At 36.8% G+C, this 21,648-nt stretch carries 15 protein-coding genes, 1 tRNA gene and 3 pseudogenes; 16 read left to right on the top strand and 3 right to left on the bottom strand.

The features are described 5' to 3' along the window. Nucleotides 1-225 precede the first annotated feature (225 nt). The gene (gene gltX / locus EAL44_RS04545) at nucleotides 226-1,617 is read left to right on the top strand and encodes a glutamate--tRNA ligase (RefSeq protein ID WP_121075208.1); all 1,392 of its coding nucleotides are present in this window, start codon (nucleotides 226-228) and stop codon (nucleotides 1,615-1,617) included. 115 nt (nucleotides 1,618-1,732) lie between these two features. Here gltX and EAL44_RS04550 read toward each other — a convergent pair whose 3' ends face one another. Genes EAL44_RS04550 through modA form a run of 3 tightly spaced genes read right to left on the bottom strand, consistent with a single transcriptional unit; the run spans nucleotide 1,733 to nucleotide 3,963 of the window. Further along, the gene (locus EAL44_RS04550) at nucleotides 1,733-2,530 is read right to left on the bottom strand and encodes an ATP-binding cassette domain-containing protein (RefSeq protein WP_121075211.1); all 798 of its coding nucleotides are present in this window, start codon (nucleotides 2,528-2,530) and stop codon (nucleotides 1,733-1,735) included. Beyond that, a complete protein-coding gene (gene modB, locus EAL44_RS04555; RefSeq protein WP_121075215.1) occupies nucleotides 2,527-3,201 on the bottom strand; it encodes a molybdate ABC transporter permease subunit in 675 nt (224 codons plus the stop codon). Before modB ends, EAL44_RS04550 begins: the two co-directional genes overlap by 4 nt. A 21-nt stretch (nucleotides 3,202-3,222) precedes the next feature. Continuing rightward, nucleotides 3,223-3,963 (bottom strand): molybdate ABC transporter substrate-binding protein, encoded by a 741-nt coding sequence (gene modA / locus EAL44_RS04560; protein ID WP_121075218.1) that lies wholly within the window; start codon nucleotides 3,961-3,963, stop codon nucleotides 3,223-3,225. Nucleotides 3,964-3,981: 18 nt separating this feature from the next. Here modA and EAL44_RS08115 point away from each other — a divergent pair. The 15 genes and pseudogenes from EAL44_RS08115 (at nucleotide 3,982) to EAL44_RS04635 (ending at nucleotide 21,648) form a co-directional block, all read left to right on the top strand. Continuing rightward, nucleotides 3,982-4,142, top strand: a pseudogene (locus tag EAL44_RS08115) (orotate phosphoribosyltransferase). 43 nt (nucleotides 4,143-4,185) lie between these two features. Further along, entirely contained in the window at nucleotides 4,186-4,746 is a 561-nt protein-coding gene (locus tag EAL44_RS04570; RefSeq protein WP_000595776.1) for an outer membrane beta-barrel protein, read from the top strand. Continuing rightward, nucleotides 4,730-4,912: pseudogene (locus EAL44_RS08125) on the top strand (hypothetical protein). Before EAL44_RS04570 ends, EAL44_RS08125 begins: the two are co-directional and overlap by 17 nt. A 148-nt stretch (nucleotides 4,913-5,060) precedes the next feature. Continuing rightward, nucleotides 5,061-6,311, top strand: coding sequence for a cation:proton antiporter (locus EAL44_RS04575; protein WP_121075222.1), 1,251 nt, complete (start codon nucleotides 5,061-5,063; stop codon nucleotides 6,309-6,311). A 97-nt stretch (nucleotides 6,312-6,408) separates the two neighbouring features. Beyond that, a complete protein-coding gene (locus EAL44_RS04580; RefSeq protein ID WP_121075224.1) occupies nucleotides 6,409-8,145 on the top strand; it encodes a M3 family oligoendopeptidase in 1,737 nt (578 codons plus the stop codon). After that, nucleotides 8,130-8,618, top strand: a complete 489-nt coding sequence (locus tag EAL44_RS04585; RefSeq protein WP_121075227.1) for a hypothetical protein — start codon at nucleotides 8,130-8,132, stop codon at nucleotides 8,616-8,618. Before EAL44_RS04580 ends, EAL44_RS04585 begins: the two co-directional genes overlap by 16 nt. A gap of 11 nt (nucleotides 8,619-8,629) precedes the next feature. Next, on the top strand, nucleotides 8,630-10,117 hold the full coding sequence (locus tag EAL44_RS04590) for a DUF5644 domain-containing protein (RefSeq protein ID WP_121075230.1): 1,488 nt from the start codon (nucleotides 8,630-8,632) through the stop codon (nucleotides 10,115-10,117). Nucleotide 10,118: 1 nt separating this feature from the next. Next, a complete protein-coding gene (locus tag EAL44_RS04595) occupies nucleotides 10,119-10,433 on the top strand; it encodes a hypothetical protein (RefSeq protein WP_001861281.1) in 315 nt (104 codons plus the stop codon). A 9-nt stretch (nucleotides 10,434-10,442) separates the two neighbouring features. After that, nucleotides 10,443-11,210, top strand: coding sequence for a TerB family tellurite resistance protein (locus tag EAL44_RS04600; RefSeq protein WP_003014567.1), 768 nt, complete (start codon nucleotides 10,443-10,445; stop codon nucleotides 11,208-11,210). Nucleotides 11,211-11,235: 25 nt separating this feature from the next. Next, on the top strand, nucleotides 11,236-13,131 hold the full coding sequence (locus tag EAL44_RS04605; RefSeq protein WP_121075233.1) for a motility associated factor glycosyltransferase family protein: 1,896 nt from the start codon (nucleotides 11,236-11,238) through the stop codon (nucleotides 13,129-13,131). 47 nt (nucleotides 13,132-13,178) lie between these two features. Next, nucleotides 13,179-16,307 (top strand): type I restriction endonuclease, encoded by a 3,129-nt coding sequence (locus EAL44_RS04610; protein ID WP_121075236.1) that lies wholly within the window; start codon nucleotides 13,179-13,181, stop codon nucleotides 16,305-16,307. After that, nucleotides 16,300-17,940, top strand: a complete 1,641-nt coding sequence (locus EAL44_RS04615; RefSeq protein WP_121075239.1) for an N-6 DNA methylase — start codon at nucleotides 16,300-16,302, stop codon at nucleotides 17,938-17,940. The genes EAL44_RS04610 and EAL44_RS04615 overlap by 8 nt, the downstream gene beginning before the upstream one ends. Further along, nucleotides 17,933-19,183, top strand: a pseudogene (locus EAL44_RS07855) (restriction endonuclease subunit S). Before EAL44_RS04615 ends, EAL44_RS07855 begins: the two are co-directional and overlap by 8 nt. A gap of 265 nt (nucleotides 19,184-19,448) precedes the next feature. After that, nucleotides 19,449-19,526, top strand: a tRNA-Pro gene (locus EAL44_RS04630). A 94-nt stretch (nucleotides 19,527-19,620) separates the two neighbouring features. Beyond that, nucleotides 19,621-21,648 (top strand): RNA degradosome polyphosphate kinase, encoded by a 2,028-nt coding sequence (locus tag EAL44_RS04635; protein WP_121075248.1) that lies wholly within the window; start codon nucleotides 19,621-19,623, stop codon nucleotides 21,646-21,648.

Here is a 21,648-nt window from a genome sequence, read left to right on the forward strand (position 1 = left end):
GACTGATAGAATATTCAACGCCCACGCTCGCATACGCCCCATTTTCTTCAGCGATACAATAAGATAAAAATAATAAAGATAAAGGAAATAAGGTTTTTTGAAATTGCATGGGTGATCCTGCTATGAATAATCTCAATGATACACTAATTATAATAGAAAAAAGTGAAACCATTTTTAAGCCATTTTTGAATACAATAAGAGCATTTTATTTTTAAGGTTAGAATAATGAGTTTGATCGTTACGCGCTTCGCCCCATCGCCCACTGGCTACCTCCACATAGGAGGCTTAAGGACAGCCATTTTTAATTATCTTTTTGCACGAGCCAATCAAGGAAAGTTTTTTTTACGCATTGAAGACACGGATTTGAGCCGTAACTCTATAGAAGCGGCTAACGCCATTATAGAGGCTTTCAAATGGGTGGGGCTAGAATACGATGGCGAAATCCTCTACCAATCCAAACGCTTTGAGATTTATAAAGAATATATCCAAAAACTCTTAGATGAAGACAAAGCCTATTATTGTTACATGAGTAAAGATGAGTTGGACGCTTTGAGAGAAGAACAAAAAGCTAGGAAAGAAACCCCACGCTATGACAATCGCTATCGTGATTTTAAAGGCACGCCCCCTAAAGGCATAGAGCCTGTGGTAAGGATTAAAGTCCCCCAAAATGAAATCATTGTTTTTAATGATGGGGTTAAAGGCGAAGTGAGAGTGAACACTCACGAATTAGACGATTTTATTATCGCCAGGAGCGATGGGACGCCCACTTATAACTTTGTGGTTACCATTGATGACGCTTTAATGGGGATTACTGATGTGATTAGAGGCGATGATCACCTTTCTAACACCCCTAAACAAATCGTTCTCTATAAGGCTTTGAATTTTAAAATCCCTAATTTTTTCCATGTGCCGATGATTTTGAACGAAGAAGGGCAAAAATTAAGCAAACGCCATGGGGCCACTAATGTGATGGACTATCAAGAAAGGGGCTATCTTAAGGAAGCTTTAGTGAATTTTTTAGTGCGTTTGGGGTGGAGCTATCAAGATAAAGAGATTTTTAGCATGCAAGAATTATTGGAGTTATTTGACCCTAAAGATTTAAATTCTTCGCCCAGTTGCTTTAGCTGGCACAAGCTTAATTGGCTCAACGCTCATTATCTCAAAAACCAAAGCGTACAAGAATTATTAAAACTTTTAAAACCTTTTAGTTTTAGCGATCTTTCGCATTTAAACCCCACCCAATTAGATCGCTTGTTGGACACTCTCAAAGAAAGATCCCAAACCCTAAAAGAATTGGCCCTTAAAATAGATGAGGTTTTAACCGCTCCCATAGAGTATGAAGAAAAGGTTTTTAAAAAACTCAATCAAGTGCTCGTTATGCCCTTGTTAGAAAAGTTTAAATTGGAATTAAATACAACCAATTTCAACGATGAAAACGCGCTAGAAAACGCCATGCATAAAATCATTGAAGAAGAAAAGATTAAAGCGGGTAGTTTCATGCAGCCTTTAAGATTAGCCCTTTTGGGTAAGGGGGGCGGGATAGGCCTTAAAGAAGCGCTTTTTATTTTAGGCAAAACAGAGAGCGTCAAAAGAATAGAAAAGTTTTTGAAAAACTAAAAAATTGGCTCTGTTTTCATTGAACGCTAATCATAAAAGAGTTTGATTTTAGCGGTTGTTAAACAACTCCTTTTGAAAAATAAGAGGGCTTTAAGAGAAAAATGAAAAAATATTTCTAAAATTTTTTGTTTTGATTGAAATCAAGCTTAAAAGTTGGATTCAGACAATCTTTGGGCAAACTAATCGTTTGAGAAATGACCTCATAATGGCAATAATTTTCATCTTCAAAGAGAGGTTTTACCAATAAGCGGTTTGAAAAAAGCCGATTTTCTTGATTGGGATCAATAACGCCATTGTTTAAAAAGAGAAAAGTTCGCGCGAGTTTGGTTATTTCGTTTGAGTTATGACTGACTAATAGCACGCTTAAATTTTCACGCTTGATAAAATCAAGCAAACCTTGTTGCACTTCGTTTTTTAAGGTATTATCTAGGGCGTTTAAAGGCTCATCTAAAAGTAATAAATTCTTGGCTGCGATTAAAGCTCTTGCTAAAGCGACTCGTTGGGCTTGTCCGCCAGAGAGTTGAGAAATTTTTTGCTGGCTTAGATTTTCTAAACGCATTAAGCGTAACACTTCGTGGATTTTATTTGTATTTTTAGGGTGAGCAAAGGCGATGTTTTGATACACATTTAAATGAGGGAATAGGGCGTAATCTTGAAACACAAAGCCGATTTTTCGTTGTTGTGGTTTTAAAAAAATCTTTTTTTGAGTGTCTAGCCACACTGAACGATTGACTTCAATATAGCCGCTACTCACCGCTTCAAGCCCTGCTAAAATGCGTAAAATCGTGCTTTTACCCGCACCCGATTCTCCTAATAAAGCGACAACTTCTGCTTCTTTAATTTCTAAGTCTATATTCAAATCAAACGCACCCCTAGATCCTAAAAGGCGTTTTTTAAACCGCGCTTTTATCATAAAAACGAGCTTTGTTTTTTATTCAAAAATAGGGTAACAAACAAGAGGCTAAAACTGATAATCGTGAGCGTTAAGGCGTATTGATGGGCTTTAGAATAATTGAGCGCTTCAGTTTCGTTAAAAATCGCAATGCTAGCCACTCTTGTTTCCCCTAATATATCACCCCCAAGCATCATCACCACGCCAAATTCGCCTATAGTGTGCGTGAAAGTTGTAATGATAGCCATCAACACACTGGGTTTGATGTTGGGGAGTAGGACAAAAAAAAGGGTGTAATATTCCCCTTTTCCCAAGCTATAACTGGCTTCTTTTAAAGAAGCGGGCAAAGAAATTAACGCGCTTTTAATGGGGCTTACCATAAAGGGTAAGGAAAAAATCACGCTCCCTAAAATAAGCCCTTGAAAGCTAAAAACAAGTTTCACATTGAACACATCTTGTAAAAACGCTCCCAAAAAAGAAGAAGGCGAAAAGATTAAAAGGAGATAAAACCCTAGCACGCTTGGGGGTAAAACTAAAGGCATATACACAAGCGTTTCTGTTAAGCTCGTTAAAAGATTGCGTTTAAGGCTTAAAAAATAGCCTAAAAAAATCCCCATAGGGAGTAAAATAAGGGTGGTAATCAAAGCTAAAGAAAAGCTCAAACGCATGGTAATCAAAAACTCGCTATCCATTGTTCGCCTTTTTTGTGCGTTTCAATCCACAATATAGCCGTATTCTTTAAAGATAGCTCTAGCCTTAGGGCTGAATAAAAAATCTTTAAAGACTTTGGCTAAAGGGTTATTAGCCCCATTTTTAGTGATGATCAAAGCTTGTTCAATAGGGTTATAAAGGGCTTTATCAATGATGAAATAAGAGAGGTTTTTATCTTTTTTATCCATCAAAGATAACGCTCCAAAGCCTATTTGAGCGTTTTTAGTAGCGACAAATTGATGGGCTTGAGAAACAGAAGCGCCATAAATGATTTTAGATTTAAGACTGGAAGCGAGCTTTAAATGATCTAAGACTTCCATGCTGGCTTTTCCATAAGGGGCTAATTTAGGATTAGCCATAGCGATACGCTCAATTTTAGGGTCTTTAAGAATTTCTAAAGAATCCATTTTTAGATTTTCGCTCCATAAAACCAACACGCCTTTAGCATAGACTTCTTCTTTAAAAGGGGTTATTTTTTCATCATAAAGCTTTTTAGGTCTAGCAACATCTGCTGAAATGAATAAATCAAAAGGGGCGTTTTGAGCGATTTGAGCGTAGAGTTTGCCTGAAGAATTAAAACTAATTTTAACAGCATCTTTGGGGTGTTCTTTTTGAAATTCTTTAACAAGGGCTTTTAAGGCGCGTGTGAGATTAGCAGCAGCAGCGATTTTTAAATCCTGTGCCAACAGAGCGCTTGAAAAAAATACGATTAAAAAGGCAAACGCTTTGAAAGTATTTTTCATAGAACTCCCTTTGATTAAATGATTGAAGTTATTGATTATACCTATTTGTATCTTAAAAATTTGTATTTTAAAAGTTTGAGGTGGTTTTGTAGGTGTATCCCACTTATCCATGATTTAATCAATATTTTCACTCTAAAACTCTCATCTTTGATAAAAAATTAAATCTTTTAGAAAAATAACCGATTTTAGGGTGTAACTTTAATTCAACAAGAAGGATTTATTATGATTAAAAGAATTGCTTGTATTTTAAGCTTGAGTGCGAGTTTAGCACTGGCTGGCGAAGTGAATGGGTTTTTCATGGGTGCGGGTTATCAGCAAGGTCGCTATGGCCCTTATAACAGCAATTACTCTGATTGGCGCCATGGCAATGATCTTTATGGTTTGAATTTCAAATTAGGTTTTGTAGGCTTTGCCAATAAATGGTTTGGGGCTAGGGTGTATGGCTTTTTAGATTGGTTTAACACTTCAGGGACTGAACACACCAAAACCAATTTGCTCACCTATGGCGGCGGTGGCGATTTGATCGTCAATCTCATTCCTTTGGATAAATTCGCTCTAGGTCTCATCGGTGGCGTTCAATTAGCCGGAAACACTTGGATGTTCCCTTATGATGTCAATCAAACTAGATTCCAGTTCTTATGGAATTTAGGCGGAAGAATGCGCGTTGGGGATCGTAGCGCGTTTGAAGCGGGCGTGAAATTCCCTATGGTTAATCAGGGCAGCAAGGATGTAGGGCTTATCCGCTACTATTCTTGGTATGTGGATTATGTCTTCACTTTCTAATTTGTTCTTTCATCCGCTCTTCTTCATCAAATCAAACCCTAGCCAACTCTTAAAAGGTTGGGGTTCAAAAAATCTTTTTTATAAATAGAAAGTTTGTTTTAGCACAGTATAATCTTGGCGTTTGAATTTTTATTTTCTAGATATGGTGTTTGGCGTTGGCGTTTGAAGGCGGGTTTAGTGAGGTTTAAATAATAAATTACTTATAAATATTTATTATACATTATTTAATGGTGTTGTTTAATGGATTAATTTTAAGAGGATAGTCTCGCTTTTATTTCTTTAGAGCGAATCGATCCTGCTGGGGAAGGGTTTTTATGGAAAATAGCACGCTTTATATTGTTATTGCCGGCTTATGGCTTGCTGTAGGCTTTGGAATCTTTTTAAAGAAATTAGATATGCCCGTTATTATTGGTTACATTTGCACAGGAACGGTCTTAGCGGCTTTTTTTAAAATTAATGATTTTAATTTGTTGTCTGATATTGGTGAATTTGGTATCGTCTTTTTAATGTTTATGATAGGCATTGAGTTTAATTTTGACAAGCTTAAGTCCATCAAACAAGAAGTGCTGGTTTTTGGGCTTTTACAGGTTGTTTTGTGCGCTTTAATCGCTTTTTTATTGGGGTATTTTATTTTAGGTCTTTCGCCCATTTTTTCCCTTGTTTTAGGCATGGGGCTTTCGCTCTCTTCAACCGCTATTGTGCTGAAATTCTTTGAAGATTCCAAACAGCTTAGCACGCCTATGGGAAAGAGTGCGGTGGGGATTTTGATTTTCCAAGATATTGCGGCCATTCCCATGCTTTTAATTTTGACCATTCTAGGCAGTAAGGATTCTCATGTTAATTTACTCATTCTTAAAACCCTTATTTCAGCAGGGATTATTCTAGTTCTTTTATTGTTGCCTGGAAAAAAAGGGGCTAATCTCATCTTAGAGCAAGCGAAAGACACGCGCTTGCCTGAAATTTTTATAGGCACGATTTTAGTGATTGTTTGCAGCGCGGCGGGGTTGAGCCATTTTTTTGGGTTTTCTATGTCTTTGGGGGCGTTCATTGTGGGCATGGCGATTTCTAAATCGCGCTATAAAATCAATGTCCAAGAAGAATTCGCGCAATTAAAAAACCTCTTCTTAGCCCTTTTTTTCATTACGATAGGGATGCAGATCAATGTGAGTTTCTTCATGGAGAAATTCTTTGTCGTCATCTTTTTACTCATTTTAGTGATGAGTTTTAAGACTTTTATCATTTATGCGCTATTGCGTTTTTTTAGAGACGCTAAAACCGCCATCAAAACCGCTCTTTCTTTAGCGCAAATCGGGGAGTTTTCTTTCGTGATCTTTTTAAATTCAGGCTCGCACCAGCTCTTTAATTTGCAAGAAAAAAAAGGGATTCTTGGTTTTTTGCACCAAAAGAATATCTTAAATATCGCTCAAAATGACATCCACCAACTCCTTATCCTCATGGTGGTCTTTTCTATGTTAGCAACCCCTTTTATTTTAAAATACCTAGAGTCTATCGCTCAATTCATTTTGCACCAAAAGAGCCAAGAAAATGAGCCGGCTAAAAAATAATGGCACAAAAACCAAATGATAAGTTTGCTTGTATTGTCAGTGTTATGTTAAAATACAAGCATATTTTAACTTCAAATTGGTATAAAAAGGGGATTTCATGAAAGAACAAGAATGGGATTTAAGCGCTTTATTTGAAAATAAAGAAAGCGCAGAAGAATTTTTAAAAACCTTACAAACAGAAGCGCAAGAATTTGAGAGTGCTTATCAAAATAACCTTAAGAATTTAGACGCTACAAAATTTGCCGACGCTCTTAAACATTACGAAAATTTGTTAGAAAAAATCTCTAGAGCGATGACTTACGCTCAATTACTCTTTGCTAAGAACACTAAAGAAGCGAAGTTTTATTCGCAATGCGAAATGGCTTGCGCAAACATCCAACAACACCTTTTATTCTTTGAAATTGAATTTAAGAATTTAGACGCTAAAAAACAACTCGCTTTCATTAAAAAATGCAAAGACCATGCTTTTTATCTAAACAACCTCATAGAAAAGAAAAAGCACACCTTGAATTTAGATGAAGAAAAGATCGCTCTAGCCCTTTCGCCTGTGGGAGTGGGCGCGTTTAGCCGTCTTTTTGATGAACATTTTTCTTCTTTGAAAATCCCTTTTGAAGAGCAAAATTTAAGCGAAGAAGAAATTTTAGCCCTCTTGCACAACCCCAAACGCAAGATCCGTAAAAAATCTCAAAAAGCTTTCAGCAAATCGTTAGAAAAATCCCGCCCTTTACTCACTTATATTTTAAACATGGTGCGTAAGGATTTACTCATTGAAACCAAACTGAGAAAATACGACAAAAAAGAGAGTTTCCGCCACATTGACAACCAGATCTCGCAAGAGAGCGTGGATAGCATGATAGAGATCGTGAACGCTAATTTTTCCTTAGTGCATCGTTACTACCATCAAAAAGCGCAAATTTTAGGGCATAAACTCAAAGATTACGACCGCTACGCTCCTTTAAACGATGAGAGTATCACCATGACTTACTCTCAAGCTCTAGAAGAAGTGCTTAAAACCCTTAAAGCCTTTAGCCCTGAATTTCACAAAATCGCTTCTAAAGCGATCAAAGAAGGCTGGGTGGATTCACACCCTAAAGACTTTAAGCAAGGCGGGGCTTTTAGCCATGGTGCGGTGCCTAGCGCTCACCCTTATGTGCTGTTAAACTACACAGGAAACCGCCGAGATGCTTTCACTATCGCTCATGAATTTGGGCATATGATCCACCAAGAATTGTCCAAAAAACAAGGCGTATTGAACATGGATACACCCTTAACCACCGCAGAAACCGCTTCTGTCTTTTCTGAAATGCTGTTTTTTGAGCACTTGAAAAAGGGTTTAAAATCTGACGAGCTCCTTTTCATGCTAGCAGGCAAATTAGAGGATATTTTTTCTACCCTTTTTAGGCAAGTGGTGATGACGAATTTTGAAAGAAGAATCCATGAAATAGATGAAGAACTAGACACCAAAGATTTTGATCAAATCTGGTTTGAAGAAAACCAAAGAATGTTTGAAAAAAGCGTGAAACTCACTAAAAATTACCATTTGTGGTGGAGCTATATCCCCCATTTTATCCATTCGCCTTTTTATTGCTACGCTTATAGTTATGGGCAGCTTTTGACTTTAGTGCTTTATGGGCTTTATAAAAAAAGCGACGCTAAAGAATTTGTTAAAACTTACACGGAATTTTTGAGCTTAGGAGGGTCAAAAAGCCCTAAAGAATTAGTGTCCATGTTTGGCTTTGACATTGATAGTAAAGAATTTTGGGAAATTGGCATGCAAGAGGTGCGTTATTTGTTAGAAGAATTTGAAAGGTTGCTCGCATGCAAAGAGAATTAAGGCTTTTAAACAACAAGCATTGCGTTGAATACTTGCGATTTCTGTCCAAAAACCATTTGAGTTTCAACCTTTTGTGCGAAAGAGATGCGATTGATTTTTCCCCCAAGCTCCCTAAAGAAATCCATGAAAAATTCGGCGCGTTAGTGCTGTTTGTTTTAGCCGGATACACCTTAGAAAGCTTGATGATTGATGCGCAAAGCGTGCAATTTGAAGCCGGGTTTGGCCCTAACAATATTGGCAGCGTGGTTCAAGTAAAACTTCCTGGCATCATTCAAATCCTTATCAAAGAAAAAAATGAAAATGCCGTTTTATTCAATCGTTGCGATTCGCTTGAATTGTTCCAAAAAGAAGAACCACCCCTTCAAGAGCCAAAGAAAGACGAGCGAGAGTCTAAAGAATGGTTGGATTCTAAAGAGGCTCTTTTTTCCAATTCCAAAAACCGCGCGATTTTAGAAAATTTACACAAAAGCTAAAGGAATCATTGATGAGCGTTTTGAAATTGCATGTAAAAGTCTTTCGTTTTGAAACCAACAAGGACTATAACCCTGCTTATGAGTCTTATTTTTTAGAATACCAAGAAGATCAATACCTTTTGGATCTTTTAAAACAACTCAAAGGCGTGAGTTATAATGAAAATATCGCACTTAAAATCAACCAAATTGCGGTGTTTGAAGACGCTAAAGTGAGCGATTTGGTGGCGTTTTTTTCTAAAGAATGGGTGCTAGATCCCCTATCCAAACGATACGCTTTAAAAGACTTGATGATTGATGAAAAGGCGGTTTTAAAAAACTATGAAGACTTTTTCAAACAAGTCCCCTATATCACTAAAGGCGAAAAAGAAGAATTAGAAAAGTTTATTCAAATCAATTTCATCAATCCCCAAACCAACCCTAAATATTTGGGCGATGGCTTTTTTTTGTATGTTAAATGGCTGATGAAGCGCTACCCCACAGAGCGGGACCGGTTGTTAGAGATGATTTCTCAGCCTGAAAGCGGCGTGATGAATTTTTTAAGCGTGGCGCATTACCTCTATAAAAACGATGACAACATTGACCATGAAATCTATGAATTGCAAGAAATCCTAACCAATTCCAAAATCAAGCCATGGAAAGATTTTTCTAAAAACCTTTTAAGCCTTTTTCAATACAACTCTAACCCCCCTAAAACGCCTAACCCCCCTAAAACTTGCACGCTCTTTAACGCTTATGCGAAGCATTTAAACGCACAATCGCTTCTCAAAAGCGCTAAGCTTTATTTAGAAAAAATGGGGCAAAAAATCATTGATCTGCCTTTTTGTTATGATGGGGGCTATTATGGGAAGATTATCAGCACGCATGATTTTCTCACGGCTTGTGCGTATAATCTGGCTCTAGCCAAAGCCAATGGCGTTTCGCTCATTTTTTGCGAAGAAGATGCGTATTTGAATATCTTGCATGCTAAAGAAGTTTTAGACAACAACCCTGAAATCATCAACTCCGTCAATGAAAAATTGAAAAAATACCAGCTTGTTTATGAAAAAGGCGTTGAGGTCGTCTATCTTAATGAATGGGTTAATGAATTTTTGGCATGGGAATTGAAAAGCCCTTTTGATGCGTTTTTAGGGGCTGAATTTTCTCGCATCAAACAAAGCGATCATTTTTTCAATAAAATCCGTTTAAAAGCCCCTCATTTTTTAGAATCTTTTCAAAATTACGCCCCCCTTTTAGAAGTCAATGAAGTAAGCGGCTTACTCCAGTGCACGCATTTACGCTATTTGGGGATTGATTTGGGGGCGGATTTTTTAATTACGCATTCTTTAGGGCTTTTTCACGCTTTTGAAAATTTAAGCTTAAAAGCTTCAAAAGTTTATAAAAGAGATAATGACAACACCCCCACTTTGTTTTTACCTCAAATCGCGCTAATGGCTATGGGGGAAAAAAACAAAAAAGCTCTAGGGCTTGATATGCATTATCATAAGGTTACTTTCATTTAAAATGAACGCTTTTTTAAAACTCGCTCTCGCTTCTTTGATGGGAGGGCTTTGGTATGCTTTCAATGGCGAAGGTTCTGAGATTGTCGCTATAGGGATTTTTGTGCTGATTTTGTTTGTTTTTTTCATCCGCCCTGTGAGTTTCCAAGACCCAGAAAAACGAGAAGAATACATAGAACGGCTTAAAAAAAACCATGAGAGGAAAATGATCTTACAAGACAAGCAAAAAGAAGAGCAAATGCGCCTTTATCAAGCCAAAAAAGAGCGAGAAAGCAGGCAAAAACAAGACCTTAAAGAACAAATGAAAAAATACTCATAAAGGAAAATCATGGAAATCATTTTATTAATTGTTGCGGCGGTTGTGTTGTTTTATTTTTACAACACCCTCAAAGAATATTTGAAAAACCCCCTAAACCCTAAAACCAAAACCGAAGAATACGACTTGAAAAATGACCCCTATTTGTTGGTGCAATCTAGCCCCCTAGACAAATTCAAGCAAACCCAAACGGGCGCGTATATGCGTCTTTTAAAGTTTTTAGACATTCAAAAAAACGCTTTGGATAACGCCTTAAGAACGCTTTTTATCCATGAATTAGAACAGCCCTTAAACAGCGAACAGCAAAATTTAGCCAAAGAGCTTCTCAATGAGCCTGTGGATCAAAAAGAAAATTTTGAATCCTTATGCCAAGAAATCGCCGATCACACGCATGGGGAATACACCAAACGCCTGAAATTAGTGGAATTTCTTATGCTGTTAGCCTATGCTGATGGGATACTAGATAGCAAAGAAAAAGAATTGTTTTTAGATGTGGGGGCGTTTTTGCAGATAGACAATCAGGATTTTAACGAGCTTTATGATAATTTTGAACGCTTCAATGCAATAGAAATCCCTATGTCTTTAGAAGAAGCAAAAAGTCTTTTTGAAATCCAAACTCACACCACTAAGCAAGATTTAGAAAAAAAAGCCTTGGATTTAAGTGCCCCCTACTACCATAAAATGAATGACAACAAACGCTACAGCGAACAAGATTTTATCTCGTTGAAAAAAATCGCCCTCGCTTCCCAACTTTTAGAAAATGATTTAAAAGACTCATAAGGGGTGTGATGAAAAAGGCTATTACATGCCCTTTTTAAAAGCCCTAGAATCTTTTGATGCACCCTTTTTAGAAAAAGAAATTTCAAAGCGTTTTAGGGACAATTTAGTTTTTTTCAAATCCTATCACCCTAATCTGTTTAACGCTCTCAATACGCCTTTTAAAAATTACCAATTGCTTTTTGAAACAAATCATCTTAATCTCTTACACACGCCCACAAACGCTTTAAGCTACCCTAAAAATCAAATGATAGAAACCGCTTTCAACATGGCTTCTAACCCCTTGAATAATCCCAGATGGTCATTAGACAATAACCATCTCTCTTTACATTATTTAAAAACTCAAAACAACCCCAAACTCCCCCTAACCCTTAAAGCCACGCATGCGATCTCAAACTTTTTAGACAATCATCAAACGCCTTGCTCTTTAGAGAAATTCTTACCCCCTACCATGATTTATGGCGTTTTAGACGGCTTGTTTTTAGCTATTTTACAGGCTCAAAATTACCGCTTCCATTCGCTTTATTTGTTTGAAGAAAATTTAGATTTGTTTAAAATCAGTTGTTATTTTGCGCGTTATGAAGATTTGATTACAAAAGGGGCTAAACTCTTTATTCAAGGGTTTTTTAACCCTAATGAATTGAAAATGGATTTTTTAAAACGCCCTGTTACGCATTCTTTTTTAAAGCTAGAAATCATGCCCTATAAAAGCGCTTTTAATTTGCGCATGCGAGAAAACATTCAAAGCTATTACAAACAAGCCTTAAGGGGTTGGGGGAGTTTTGAAGATGAATTGCTAGGGTTAAAGAACACGCTCAAAAACTTACCCCTATACCAAACCCTAAAAACCAAACCTAAAAAAATTAACGCCCCCATTTGCGTGGTGGGTAATGGGCCAAGCTTGGATTTATTGTTGGATTTTTTAAAAGAAAATGAAGATAATTTCATTATTTTTTCATGCGGAACCGCTTTAAAGCCTTTAAAAACGCATGGCGTTAAAGTGGATTTTCAAATAGAAGTGGAGCGCATAGATTATCTTAAGGAGGTTTTAGAAAACGCCCCCCTAGAAGACACCCCTTTAATGGGGGCTAACATGCTCAATCCTAACGCTTTTAATTTAGCCAAAGAAGCGTTAATGTTTATGCGTGGGGGGAGCGCTTGTGCGTATATAAGCCCTTTAAGTATAGAATATGCAGCGCCTTTTGTGGGCAATGCCGGGGTGGCTTTAGCGGGTTTGATGAGCGATGAAATTTATTTGTGCGCTTTAGATTGCGCTTATATTAAAGGGTTTAAAAAGCACGCTCAAAATTCCTATTATGAAAATGAAAAAGAAATTGACACCTCATCTTTAATCAGCGTAGAGGGTAATTTTAAAGGTTATGAAACTTTTAGCGACTCGCTTTTTTTGCTCTCTAAAGAAAGGATTGAAGAAGCCCTTCATTATTACCAGCCTAAAAAAGTCTATAATTTAAGTTATGGGGCGAAAATCAAGCATGCTGTTAGCCTTAATTACTCTCAAGTGAAATTAAAACAAATCAACAAACAAGACGCTATCGCTCGCATTAAAAGCATGTTTAATCCCCCCAATAACCATGCTAAAGATTTAAACAATTTACAAAAAAATCTTATAAGTTTTAAAGAAAGTTTTTTCACGCGTTTAAACACGCCTTGTAAAACCAAGCAAGAAATATTTGAATGGGTGGACAGCTTGAGCGGGTTTTGCCAAACAACTAGCGCTAAAACCCCCACTATAGGCATTTTATTTGAAGGGAGTGTCGCTCATATCTTACAAAGCGTTCTAATCGTTTCATTGCATCTTAATGAAAATGAGCTGACGCATTTTATCAAATTCTCTCAAAACACCTTAAAACAATTCCTTAAAGAAGCTTGTTTGTTATTGCAAAGGCAGCTCAAACAACCATGATTTTTATTTTTACACTATAATAACAACCTTAAATCAAAGGGGTGTGCATGCCATATAATGAAATCACAAGGGTTCAAGTCCCTGCCTTAATGCATTTAGCCAAGTTGGGCTATAACTTCATTCCTCAAAAAAATAAGCCTAAATTAGACACCGCCACCAATATTTTAACCGATAGTTTCACTCAATCCTTTGAGCGATTGAACCCCAATAAAAACGCACAAGAAACACTGACTGAAATAAAAAAACGCTTGAATTACGATGATTTAGGCAAAAGCTTTTATGAATACTTGCTCAAAAGCGAGCATCAAATCATAGACTTTGATAACCCTAACAACAATCTTTACGAAATGATGGCTGAATTAACCTACAAATCCCTAAGAACTGATATAACCCTTTTTATCAACGGCTTGCCTTTGGTAAATATAGAAGTTAAACAGCCATTTGCCAAAAAAGGCATTACAGAGGAAAAAGTTCGCCACATCCAACGCTACGAAAACCCCGAAAACAAAATTTTTTATAATCTCGCGCAAATCTGGCTTTTTAGCGATAACTTGCCCTATGATGAAACAAACCCCGATCAAGGCGTCTTTTATAGCGCTTCTTATTCGCCCATTTTCCAACGCTTTGTTGAAGCTAATAGGCTAGATATTACCCCCCCCCCCGAAAATGATCAAAGTCATCAAAATCATAGATCGCTTGAAGAAATCCAAAAAAAGATCTTAGATGAATTTAACCTTAAAGACACCGACACCCTAGAAAGCCCCAAAGACACCCCCACAAACTCCCTTTTAACTTCGTTTTGCTCTCACAAAAGGCTTTGCTTTATCCTAAAATACGGCATTAGTTTCTTAAAAGAAAAATCAGAGTTTAAAAAACACCTTTGGCGTTACGCGCAAATGTTTGCGAGCTTGAATGTTTTAAAAGAATTGCAAAAGCATTATGAAAGCAACCCAAAAGACCCCCTAAAAGGCATCATTTGGCACACGCAAGGCAGCGGTAAAACCGCCTTAACCTACCATTTAACCAAACTCATCAGAGACTTTTTTAGCCAATCCAACCTAAACAAAAAGACTAAATTTTATTTTATTGTGGACAGGTTGGATTTATTAGAGCAAGCCAAAAACGAGTTTTTAAAAAGAGGCCTTTGTGTGCATGAGGCAGAAAATAAAGAGGATTTGAGCCAAAAATTAAAAAACTCTAGAGTGTTTGAAGGCCCTCAAGGGAATGATGAAATCATCGTTGTGAATATCCAGAAATTCAAATCCCCTAATGAAGAAAAAGCCCCCAATGAAGACCCCTCTAGCGCTCCTAAAGAAATTATTTCTAAAACAGAATTACAAGAAGCGACAAAAGATAACCACGATTTACAAAGGGTGTTTATCATAGATGAAGCCCACAGAAGCTATGATCCTAAAGGTTGCTTTTACGCTAATTTGATAGAATGCGACAAGACAGCGGTAAAAATCGCCCTCACAGGCACGCCCCTATTAGAAGACAACGCGCAAGATAAAGCCACTAAAAAAACTTTTGGCAACTACTTGCACACCTATTCTTATGCAGAATCCATTAAAGACAGACACACCCTAAAACTCCAATTAGAAATCATTGAAAAGAGCTACAAAGAAAAATTACAAGCAATCTATCGCCTTTTACAAGAAAGCATCACTATTGAAGACATAGAGGTTAAAAAAGAATTTATTTTTAATGATAAGAAATACATTAAAGAAATGCTCTATTATATCATCAGAGATTTATTGAATTTCAGGCGTGTAAATAATGATGAAAATTTAAAGGCTATGATGGTTTGTTTTTCAAGCACACAAGCCAAGTTAGCCAATTTGCTTTTTAATGAAGTCCAAGAAAAAGTCTTACAAGAAAACCCTAATTTAAAAATTTTAAAAAAACTCCAATCCAGCCTCATTTTGCATGACGAACAAGAAGTCAAAGAAAAGATTTATTCTTTCAAACATAAAGATACGGATATAGTCTTTGTGTTTAACATGCTTTTAACCGGCTTTGATTTACCCAGTCTCAAACGCCTTTATATCCACAGAGAATTAAAAGATCACAATTTGCTCCAAGCCCTGGCCAGAGTGAATCGCTCCTATAAAAACATGTCTTTTGGCTACCTTATAGATTTTGTAGGCATTAAAGAAAATTATGACAAAACGACTGATGATTATTTGAAAGAGTTAAACCAATTCAATCAAAGCGATTCTAATATCAAAGACAATCTCAAAGACATGTTTGCGGATCGCAATATTTTAGAAAAAGACATTAAAAACGCTTATGATGATCTTTTTGATTACCCCATTGATGATATAGAGGCCATGACTAGTGCCATTGTCAATATCAGCAAAATGAACGATCTTTTAAAAGTTTCACACGCCATTAACACGCTCAAAGAGCGCTACAATTTAATCCGCACTTCTAACGATGAAAAAATCCTTTCTTTAAAAGAAAAAATTGATATTGAAAAGATCAGCAAAATCTCTTCAATGCTTGGCAAAAAAGCCAAACAACTCCATGCGTTAAAAAATATCAATGAGCCTAAAAACCCAAACGATTTAATCATCTTAGAAGACCTCATCGCTCTTTTAGACTTTAAAATAGAGTTTAAAGAAAGAAAAGAATTACGCTTCAAAGAAAAAGAAGAAATTAGCGCCAAATACAAGCAAGCTAAAGAGATGTTAGAAAAAATCCCGGACAAACAAGATAAAGAAGTTCAAAAGATTTCTAAAGAGCTTTCAAAACTGCTCCAAGAACCCCTAACCAATCATAATTTTGATGGAATTTCTCATTCTTATAGCGTAATCATTTCACAACTAAAACAACATAAGGAGCAAACCACCAACCTATTAAATAAATACAATAATGATCGAGCTTATGTGATCACGCATAAGCGCCTTCATGATCGCTTTATGGAAGAAAGCATTTCTAAGGGAATTTTCACGCTTTTAAGCGCGCTTAAAAAAGCTCTTGATGAGCGTATTTTTAAGCGTCAAGAAATCTTAAACGAAGAAACCACCCTAAAAACTGCCATAAAAGTAGAATTAAGGGACGCTTTCAACAAAAACCCCTCCTTAAAAGATTTACAAAAAGAAAAAGAGTTTATCGTTCAAACCTTGTTTAACGAACTCAGGCAAAACCACCATCAAGGAAATTTGAATGCCTAATAACGCTTTATTACAAATCAAACAAGACACCCTAAGCCTCATTGATGATTTAAAAGTCATTTGCAAGGATGCTGGTTTAGCGGGCGACGGCAACGGATACAAGATCATCACGCAATGCTTTTTGTATAAATTCTTATGCGATAAGTTTGAATTCTTTTTTGAACAAGAATTCCCCAACAAAACGATACGAGATTACAAAGATTTTAAAAAGGAAGAAAAAGAAGATTTTTTTCTCACCTTAAGCGATAATAAACTCCCCAAACTCGCTTATGATGAGCTTTTAAACTATCTTTTTGAAAAACATTTTTACGATAACGATTTACACCTAAAGCTAGATGCTATTTTCAATCGCATTTCTAGCAATAATGCCGAGCTTTTTAACACCAAAAGCACGGATAAAACCACTATCGCCTTATTTGAAAGCGTCTCACAATACATTAATGAAGGGTCTAAAAGGGCTAATTTTACAAGATCTTTATTAGACAAACTCAAAAATTTTAATTTCAAACAAGCTTTTTTAAACTTACAAAACCAACAAGGCTATGACTTTTTCGCCCCCATTTTTGAATACTTAATCAAAGATTACAATAATAACAACGGAGAGACATACGCCGAATACTACACCCCTTTAAGCATCGCTAGCATCATTGCTAAACTTTTAGTGATCGAACCCACTCAAAGCGTCAAAATCTATGATCCAAGCGCTGGCACAGGAACGCTTTTAATGGCATTAGCCCACCAAATAGGCACCGATTCTTGCACCCTTTATGCCCAAGACATTTCGCAAAAATCCTTAAGAATGCTCAAACTTAACCTCATTTTAAACGACTTGACCCACTCTTTAAGATACGCCATTGAGGGAAACACCTTGACTAACCCCTACCATTCTAAAGACGATCGTGGGAATGAAATCAAAATGGATTTCATCGTGAGTAACCCCCCTTTCAAGCTGGATTTTTCCAACGAGCATGCCGAGATTTCGCAAAACAAAAACGATTTTTTCTTAGGCGTGCCTAATATCCCTAAAAACGATAAAAGCAAAATGCCCATTTACACGCTCTTTTTCCAGCATTGCTTAAACATGCTCAGTCCAAAGGGTAAGGGGGCTATAGTCGTGCCAACCGGATTCATCAGCGCTAAAAGCGGGATAGAAAATAAGATTATCCGGCATTTAGTGGATGAAAGGCTCGTTTATGGGGTGATTTGCATGCCCAGTCAGGTTTTTGCCAACACCGGCACTAATGTGAGCATCATCTTTTTTCAAAAAACGCCAAGCGCAAAGGAAGTCATTTTGATTGACGCTTCCAAACTCGGCGAAGAATACACCGAAAACAAAAACAAAAAAACGCGCTTAAGGACAAGCGATATGGATTTGATTTTAGAAACTTTTCAAAAGAAAGCCCCAAAATCGGATTTTTGCGCTCTGGTTTCTTTTGATGAAATCACAGAAAAAAATTATTCTCTAAACCCCGGGCAGTATTTCACTATAGAATACACAAGCGAAACAATCAGCCAAGCGGAGTTTGAAAACTTGATGCAACAGTATTCAAGCGAACTAGCAAGCCTTTTTGATGAAAGCCAGAGCTTGCAACAAGAAATTTTAGAAACTTTAAAAGGGGTTAGGTTTGAGTGAGTGGCAAACATTTTGTTTAAAAGATTTAGGAAAAATAGTCGGCGGCGCTACCCCACCTACCAATAACCCCAAAAATTATGGCAATAAAATTGCTTGGATTACCCCTAAAGATTTATCCACTTTACAAGGGCGTTACATTAAAAAAGGCAGCCGCAGCATTTCACGCTTAGGGTTTAAATCATGTTCTTGTGTGTTACTCCCAAAACATGCCATTTTATTTTCTTCAAGAGCTCCTATAGGTTATGTGGCAATTGCTGAAAAAAGGCTATGCACCAATCAAGATTTTAAAAGCATTATCCCTAACAAAAAAATTTATTTTGAATTTTTATATTACTTATTAAAATACCATAAAAACAATTTTATAAACATGGGCGAAGGAACTACCATTAAAGGAATTTATAATATTGCGTTAGGACTATTCCAAGTTAAGATACCCCCCACTTATTACGAACAACAAAAAATCGCCCGCACGCTTTCTGTCTTGGATCAAAAAATAGAGAACAACCATAAAATCAATGAGCTTTTACACAAAATCCTAGAGCTTCTTTATGAGTAATACTTCGTTCGTTTTGATTTTTTAGATGAAAACAACAAGCCCTATCAAACTAGCGGCGGGAAAATGAAATTCTCTAAAGAATTAAACCGCCTTATCCCCAACGATTTTGAAGTTAAAACGCTAGGGGAACTAGTGGATATTTTCAGCGGTTATTCTTTTCAATCAAATACATACAGCAACAACAAAAATGATTATATTTTAATCACAAATAAAAATGTTCAACATTCATTAGTTGATTTAAGTATTACAACTAACCTTTTATTTTTACCGAAAAAACTCCCCAAATATTGCCTATTAGAGCCAACAAATATTTTAATCACATTAACAGGACATATTGGACGCTGTGCCTTAGTGTTTTCAAAAAATTGTATTTTAAATCAGCGTGTCGGCGTAGTTTTACCAAAAGAAAAAGAGCTAAACCCCTTTTATTATTCTTTGATAAGAAATCCTCTATTCTCAGCCATACTGCAGAGAAACGCTATAGGATCATCTCAACAAAATTTAAGCCCTATTGACACCTTAAAAATTCAAATCCCTTTCAACCATAAAATAATCAAGCAATACTCAAAAACATGCGAAAATATCATTAAATTACTTGTATCCAACATGCAATCAACCCAAACCCTAACCGCGCTCAGAGACTTCCTACTCCCCCTACTTTTAAAGCAACAAGTCAAACCTAAATAAAAAATCTTATAGTAAAACTCATTTCCTTAAGGGGATAGGGGGTATTTTGCGATAATACCCCCTTAACCCCCTTAATAAACCCCCTAACCCCCAAGACCGCTTTTTCAATAAGCTATCACTTGACTAGCGTCAAGCTCTTTTATATTTTTATTTTAAAAAATGCCTTTGAGCATTTTTTAGGTTTTTGTGTCTAACCTACAACAAATAAAAACCAAAAATAAGCAACAACTAAGAAAACTTATATTAAAATACCCCTTTTTGATTGCGGAGTATGGCGCAGCCTGATTAGCGCGCACCCTTGGGGTGGGTGAGGTCGTGGGTTTGAATCCCGCTACTCCGACCATGACTTTTTAAAAAAGCTTCAATCATTATCATTTCATTATATAATCACACCAAACAAAATCAATTTTTAAACATGATGATTTAAAGGATTTTTATTGAATCGTTTCTTTAACCGAGAGCTTTCATGGTTAGCTTTTAACACAAGGGTTTTAAACGAAGCCAAAGATGAGAGCTTGCCTTTATTAGAGCGCTTGAAATTTTTAGCCATTTATGACACGAATTTAGACGAATTTTACATGATAAGAGTGGCAGGGCTTAAACAACTCTATGAGCATAAAATCGCCTCTAAAGGCATTGATGGCGCAAGCCCTGAAGAGCAACTAGAAAAAATCAAGCATTATTTAGCGCATGAAATTGAAGAAAGGGAATTAGAATTCCAAAAAATCCAAGCCCTACTCTTTAAAAAAGGGCTTTGTATCACCCCCTATAATGAATTGAATTTAGAGCAAAAGGCTAAGGCTAAAACCTATTTTAAAGAGCAGCTTTATGCGTTAGTTTTGCCTTTTAAGTTGGATTCTTCGCACACTTTCCCGCCTTTAGCGAATTTGACTTTCGCGCTTTTTGCCCGCATTAAAGACAAAGAAACCCAAACCATCTCCCATGCACTCATCAAACTCCCCTCTTTTATCTTCCGTTTTGTGGAGCTAGAAAAGGGCTTGTTTGTGTTAGCTGAAGAAATCGTAGAAGCGCATTTAGAAGAATTGTTTTTAGAGCATGAGATTTTAGATTGCATGGCGTTTAGGGTAACTTGCGATGCGGATATTGCTATCACTGAAGATGAAGCGCATGATTATGCGGATTTGATGAGTAAGAGTTTGAGGAAACGAAATCAAGGCGAAATCGTACGCTTGCAAACCCAAAAAGGGAGTCAAGAGCTTTTAAAAACCCTTTTAGCGTCTTTAAGGAGTTTTCAAACCCACTCTTACAAAAAGCACAAACTCACCGGCATGCATGCCTATAAAAGTGCGATCATGCTCAATTTAGGGGATTTGTGGGAGTTAGTCAATCATAGCGATTTTAAAGCGCTCAAATCGCCCAATTTCACGCCCAAAATCCACCCTCATTTCAATGAAAACGATCTTTTCAAATCCATAGAAAAACAAGATCTGTTGCTGTTCCATCCTTATGAAAGTTTTGAGCCTGTGATCGATTTAATAGAGCAAGCCGCTAATGATCCGACCACCCTTTCTATCAAAATGACGCTTTATCGTGTGGGCAAGCATTCCCCCATTGTCAAAGCCTTGATTGAAGCGGCGAGCAAGATTCAAGTGAGCGTTTTAGTGGAATTAAAAGCGCGCTTTGATGAAGAAAGCAATCTGCACTGGGCAAAAGCTTTAGAAAGAGCGGGCGCGTTAGTCGTTTATGGCGTTTTCAAGCTCAAAGTGCATGCTAAAATGCTCGTGATCACCAAAAAAGCAGACAACCAATTACGCCATTTCACCCATTTAAGCACGGGCAATTACAACCCTTTGAGCGCTAAAATCTATACCGATGTGAGTTTTTTTAGCGCTAAAAATGAAATCGCTAACGACATTATCAAGCTTTTCCATTCCTTGCTGACGAGCAGTGCGACTAGTAACGCATTAGAAACGCTTTTCATGGCGCCCAAACAGATCAAGCCTAAAATCATTGAACTCATTCAAAACGAAATGAATCACAAGCAAGAAGGCTATATCATTTTAAAAGCCAACGCCCTAGTGGATAGCGAAATCATTGAATGGCTCTATAAAGCCTCTCAAAAAGGGGTTAAAATTGATCTCATTATCAGAGGGATTTGCTGTTTAAAGCCCCAAGTCAAGGGTTTGAGCGAAAATATCAGGGTGTATTCTATCGTGGGGAAATATTTAGAACATGCACGCATTTATTATTTTAAACATGAAAATATTTATTTTTCTAGCGCGGATTTAATGCCCAGAAATTTAGAAAGGCGCGTGGAATTGCTCATTCCCGCCACAAACCCAAAGATCGCCAATAAATTGTTGCACATTTTAGAAATCCAATTAAAAGACACTTTAAAACGCTACGAGTTAGATTCTAAAGGCCGTTACGCTAAAGTTTCAAACCCTAACGATCCTTTAAATTCACAAGATTATTTTGAAAAACACGCCCTTAAAACCTTTTAA

This window comes from Helicobacter pylori (assembly GCF_003637685.1).
Classification (GTDB): Bacteria; Campylobacterota; Campylobacteria; order Campylobacterales; family Helicobacteraceae; genus Helicobacter; species Helicobacter pylori_CJ.

Bases quoted from the DNA above. Each gene is read 5' to 3' on its own strand.
- modA (WP_121075218.1), bottom strand. From the start codon at position 3,963: ATGAAAAATACTTTCAAAGCGTTTGCCTTTTTAATCGTATTTTTTTCA.
- modB (WP_121075215.1), bottom strand. From the start codon at position 3,201: ATGGATAGCGAGTTTTTGATTACCATGCGTTTGAGCTTTTCTTTAGCT.
- EAL44_RS04600 (WP_003014567.1), top strand. From the start codon at position 10,443: ATGGAAATCATTTTATTAATTGTTGCGGCGGTTGTGTTGTTTTATTTT.
- EAL44_RS04580 (WP_121075224.1), top strand. From the start codon at position 6,409: ATGAAAGAACAAGAATGGGATTTAAGCGCTTTATTTGAAAATAAAGAA.
- EAL44_RS04585 (WP_121075227.1), top strand. From the start codon at position 8,130: ATGCAAAGAGAATTAAGGCTTTTAAACAACAAGCATTGCGTTGAATAC.
- EAL44_RS04575 (WP_121075222.1), top strand. From the start codon at position 5,061: ATGGAAAATAGCACGCTTTATATTGTTATTGCCGGCTTATGGCTTGCT.
- EAL44_RS04605 (WP_121075233.1), top strand. From the start codon at position 11,236: ATGCCCTTTTTAAAAGCCCTAGAATCTTTTGATGCACCCTTTTTAGAA.
- EAL44_RS04610 (WP_121075236.1), top strand. From the start codon at position 13,179: ATGCCATATAATGAAATCACAAGGGTTCAAGTCCCTGCCTTAATGCAT.
- gltX (WP_121075208.1), top strand. From the start codon at position 226: ATGAGTTTGATCGTTACGCGCTTCGCCCCATCGCCCACTGGCTACCTC.
- EAL44_RS04590 (WP_121075230.1), top strand. From the start codon at position 8,630: ATGAGCGTTTTGAAATTGCATGTAAAAGTCTTTCGTTTTGAAACCAAC.
- EAL44_RS04615 (WP_121075239.1), top strand. From the start codon at position 16,300: ATGCCTAATAACGCTTTATTACAAATCAAACAAGACACCCTAAGCCTC.
- EAL44_RS04550 (WP_121075211.1), bottom strand. From the start codon at position 2,530: ATGATAAAAGCGCGGTTTAAAAAACGCCTTTTAGGATCTAGGGGTGCG.
- EAL44_RS04595 (WP_001861281.1), top strand. From the start codon at position 10,119: ATGAACGCTTTTTTAAAACTCGCTCTCGCTTCTTTGATGGGAGGGCTT.
- EAL44_RS04570 (WP_000595776.1), top strand. From the start codon at position 4,186: ATGATTAAAAGAATTGCTTGTATTTTAAGCTTGAGTGCGAGTTTAGCA.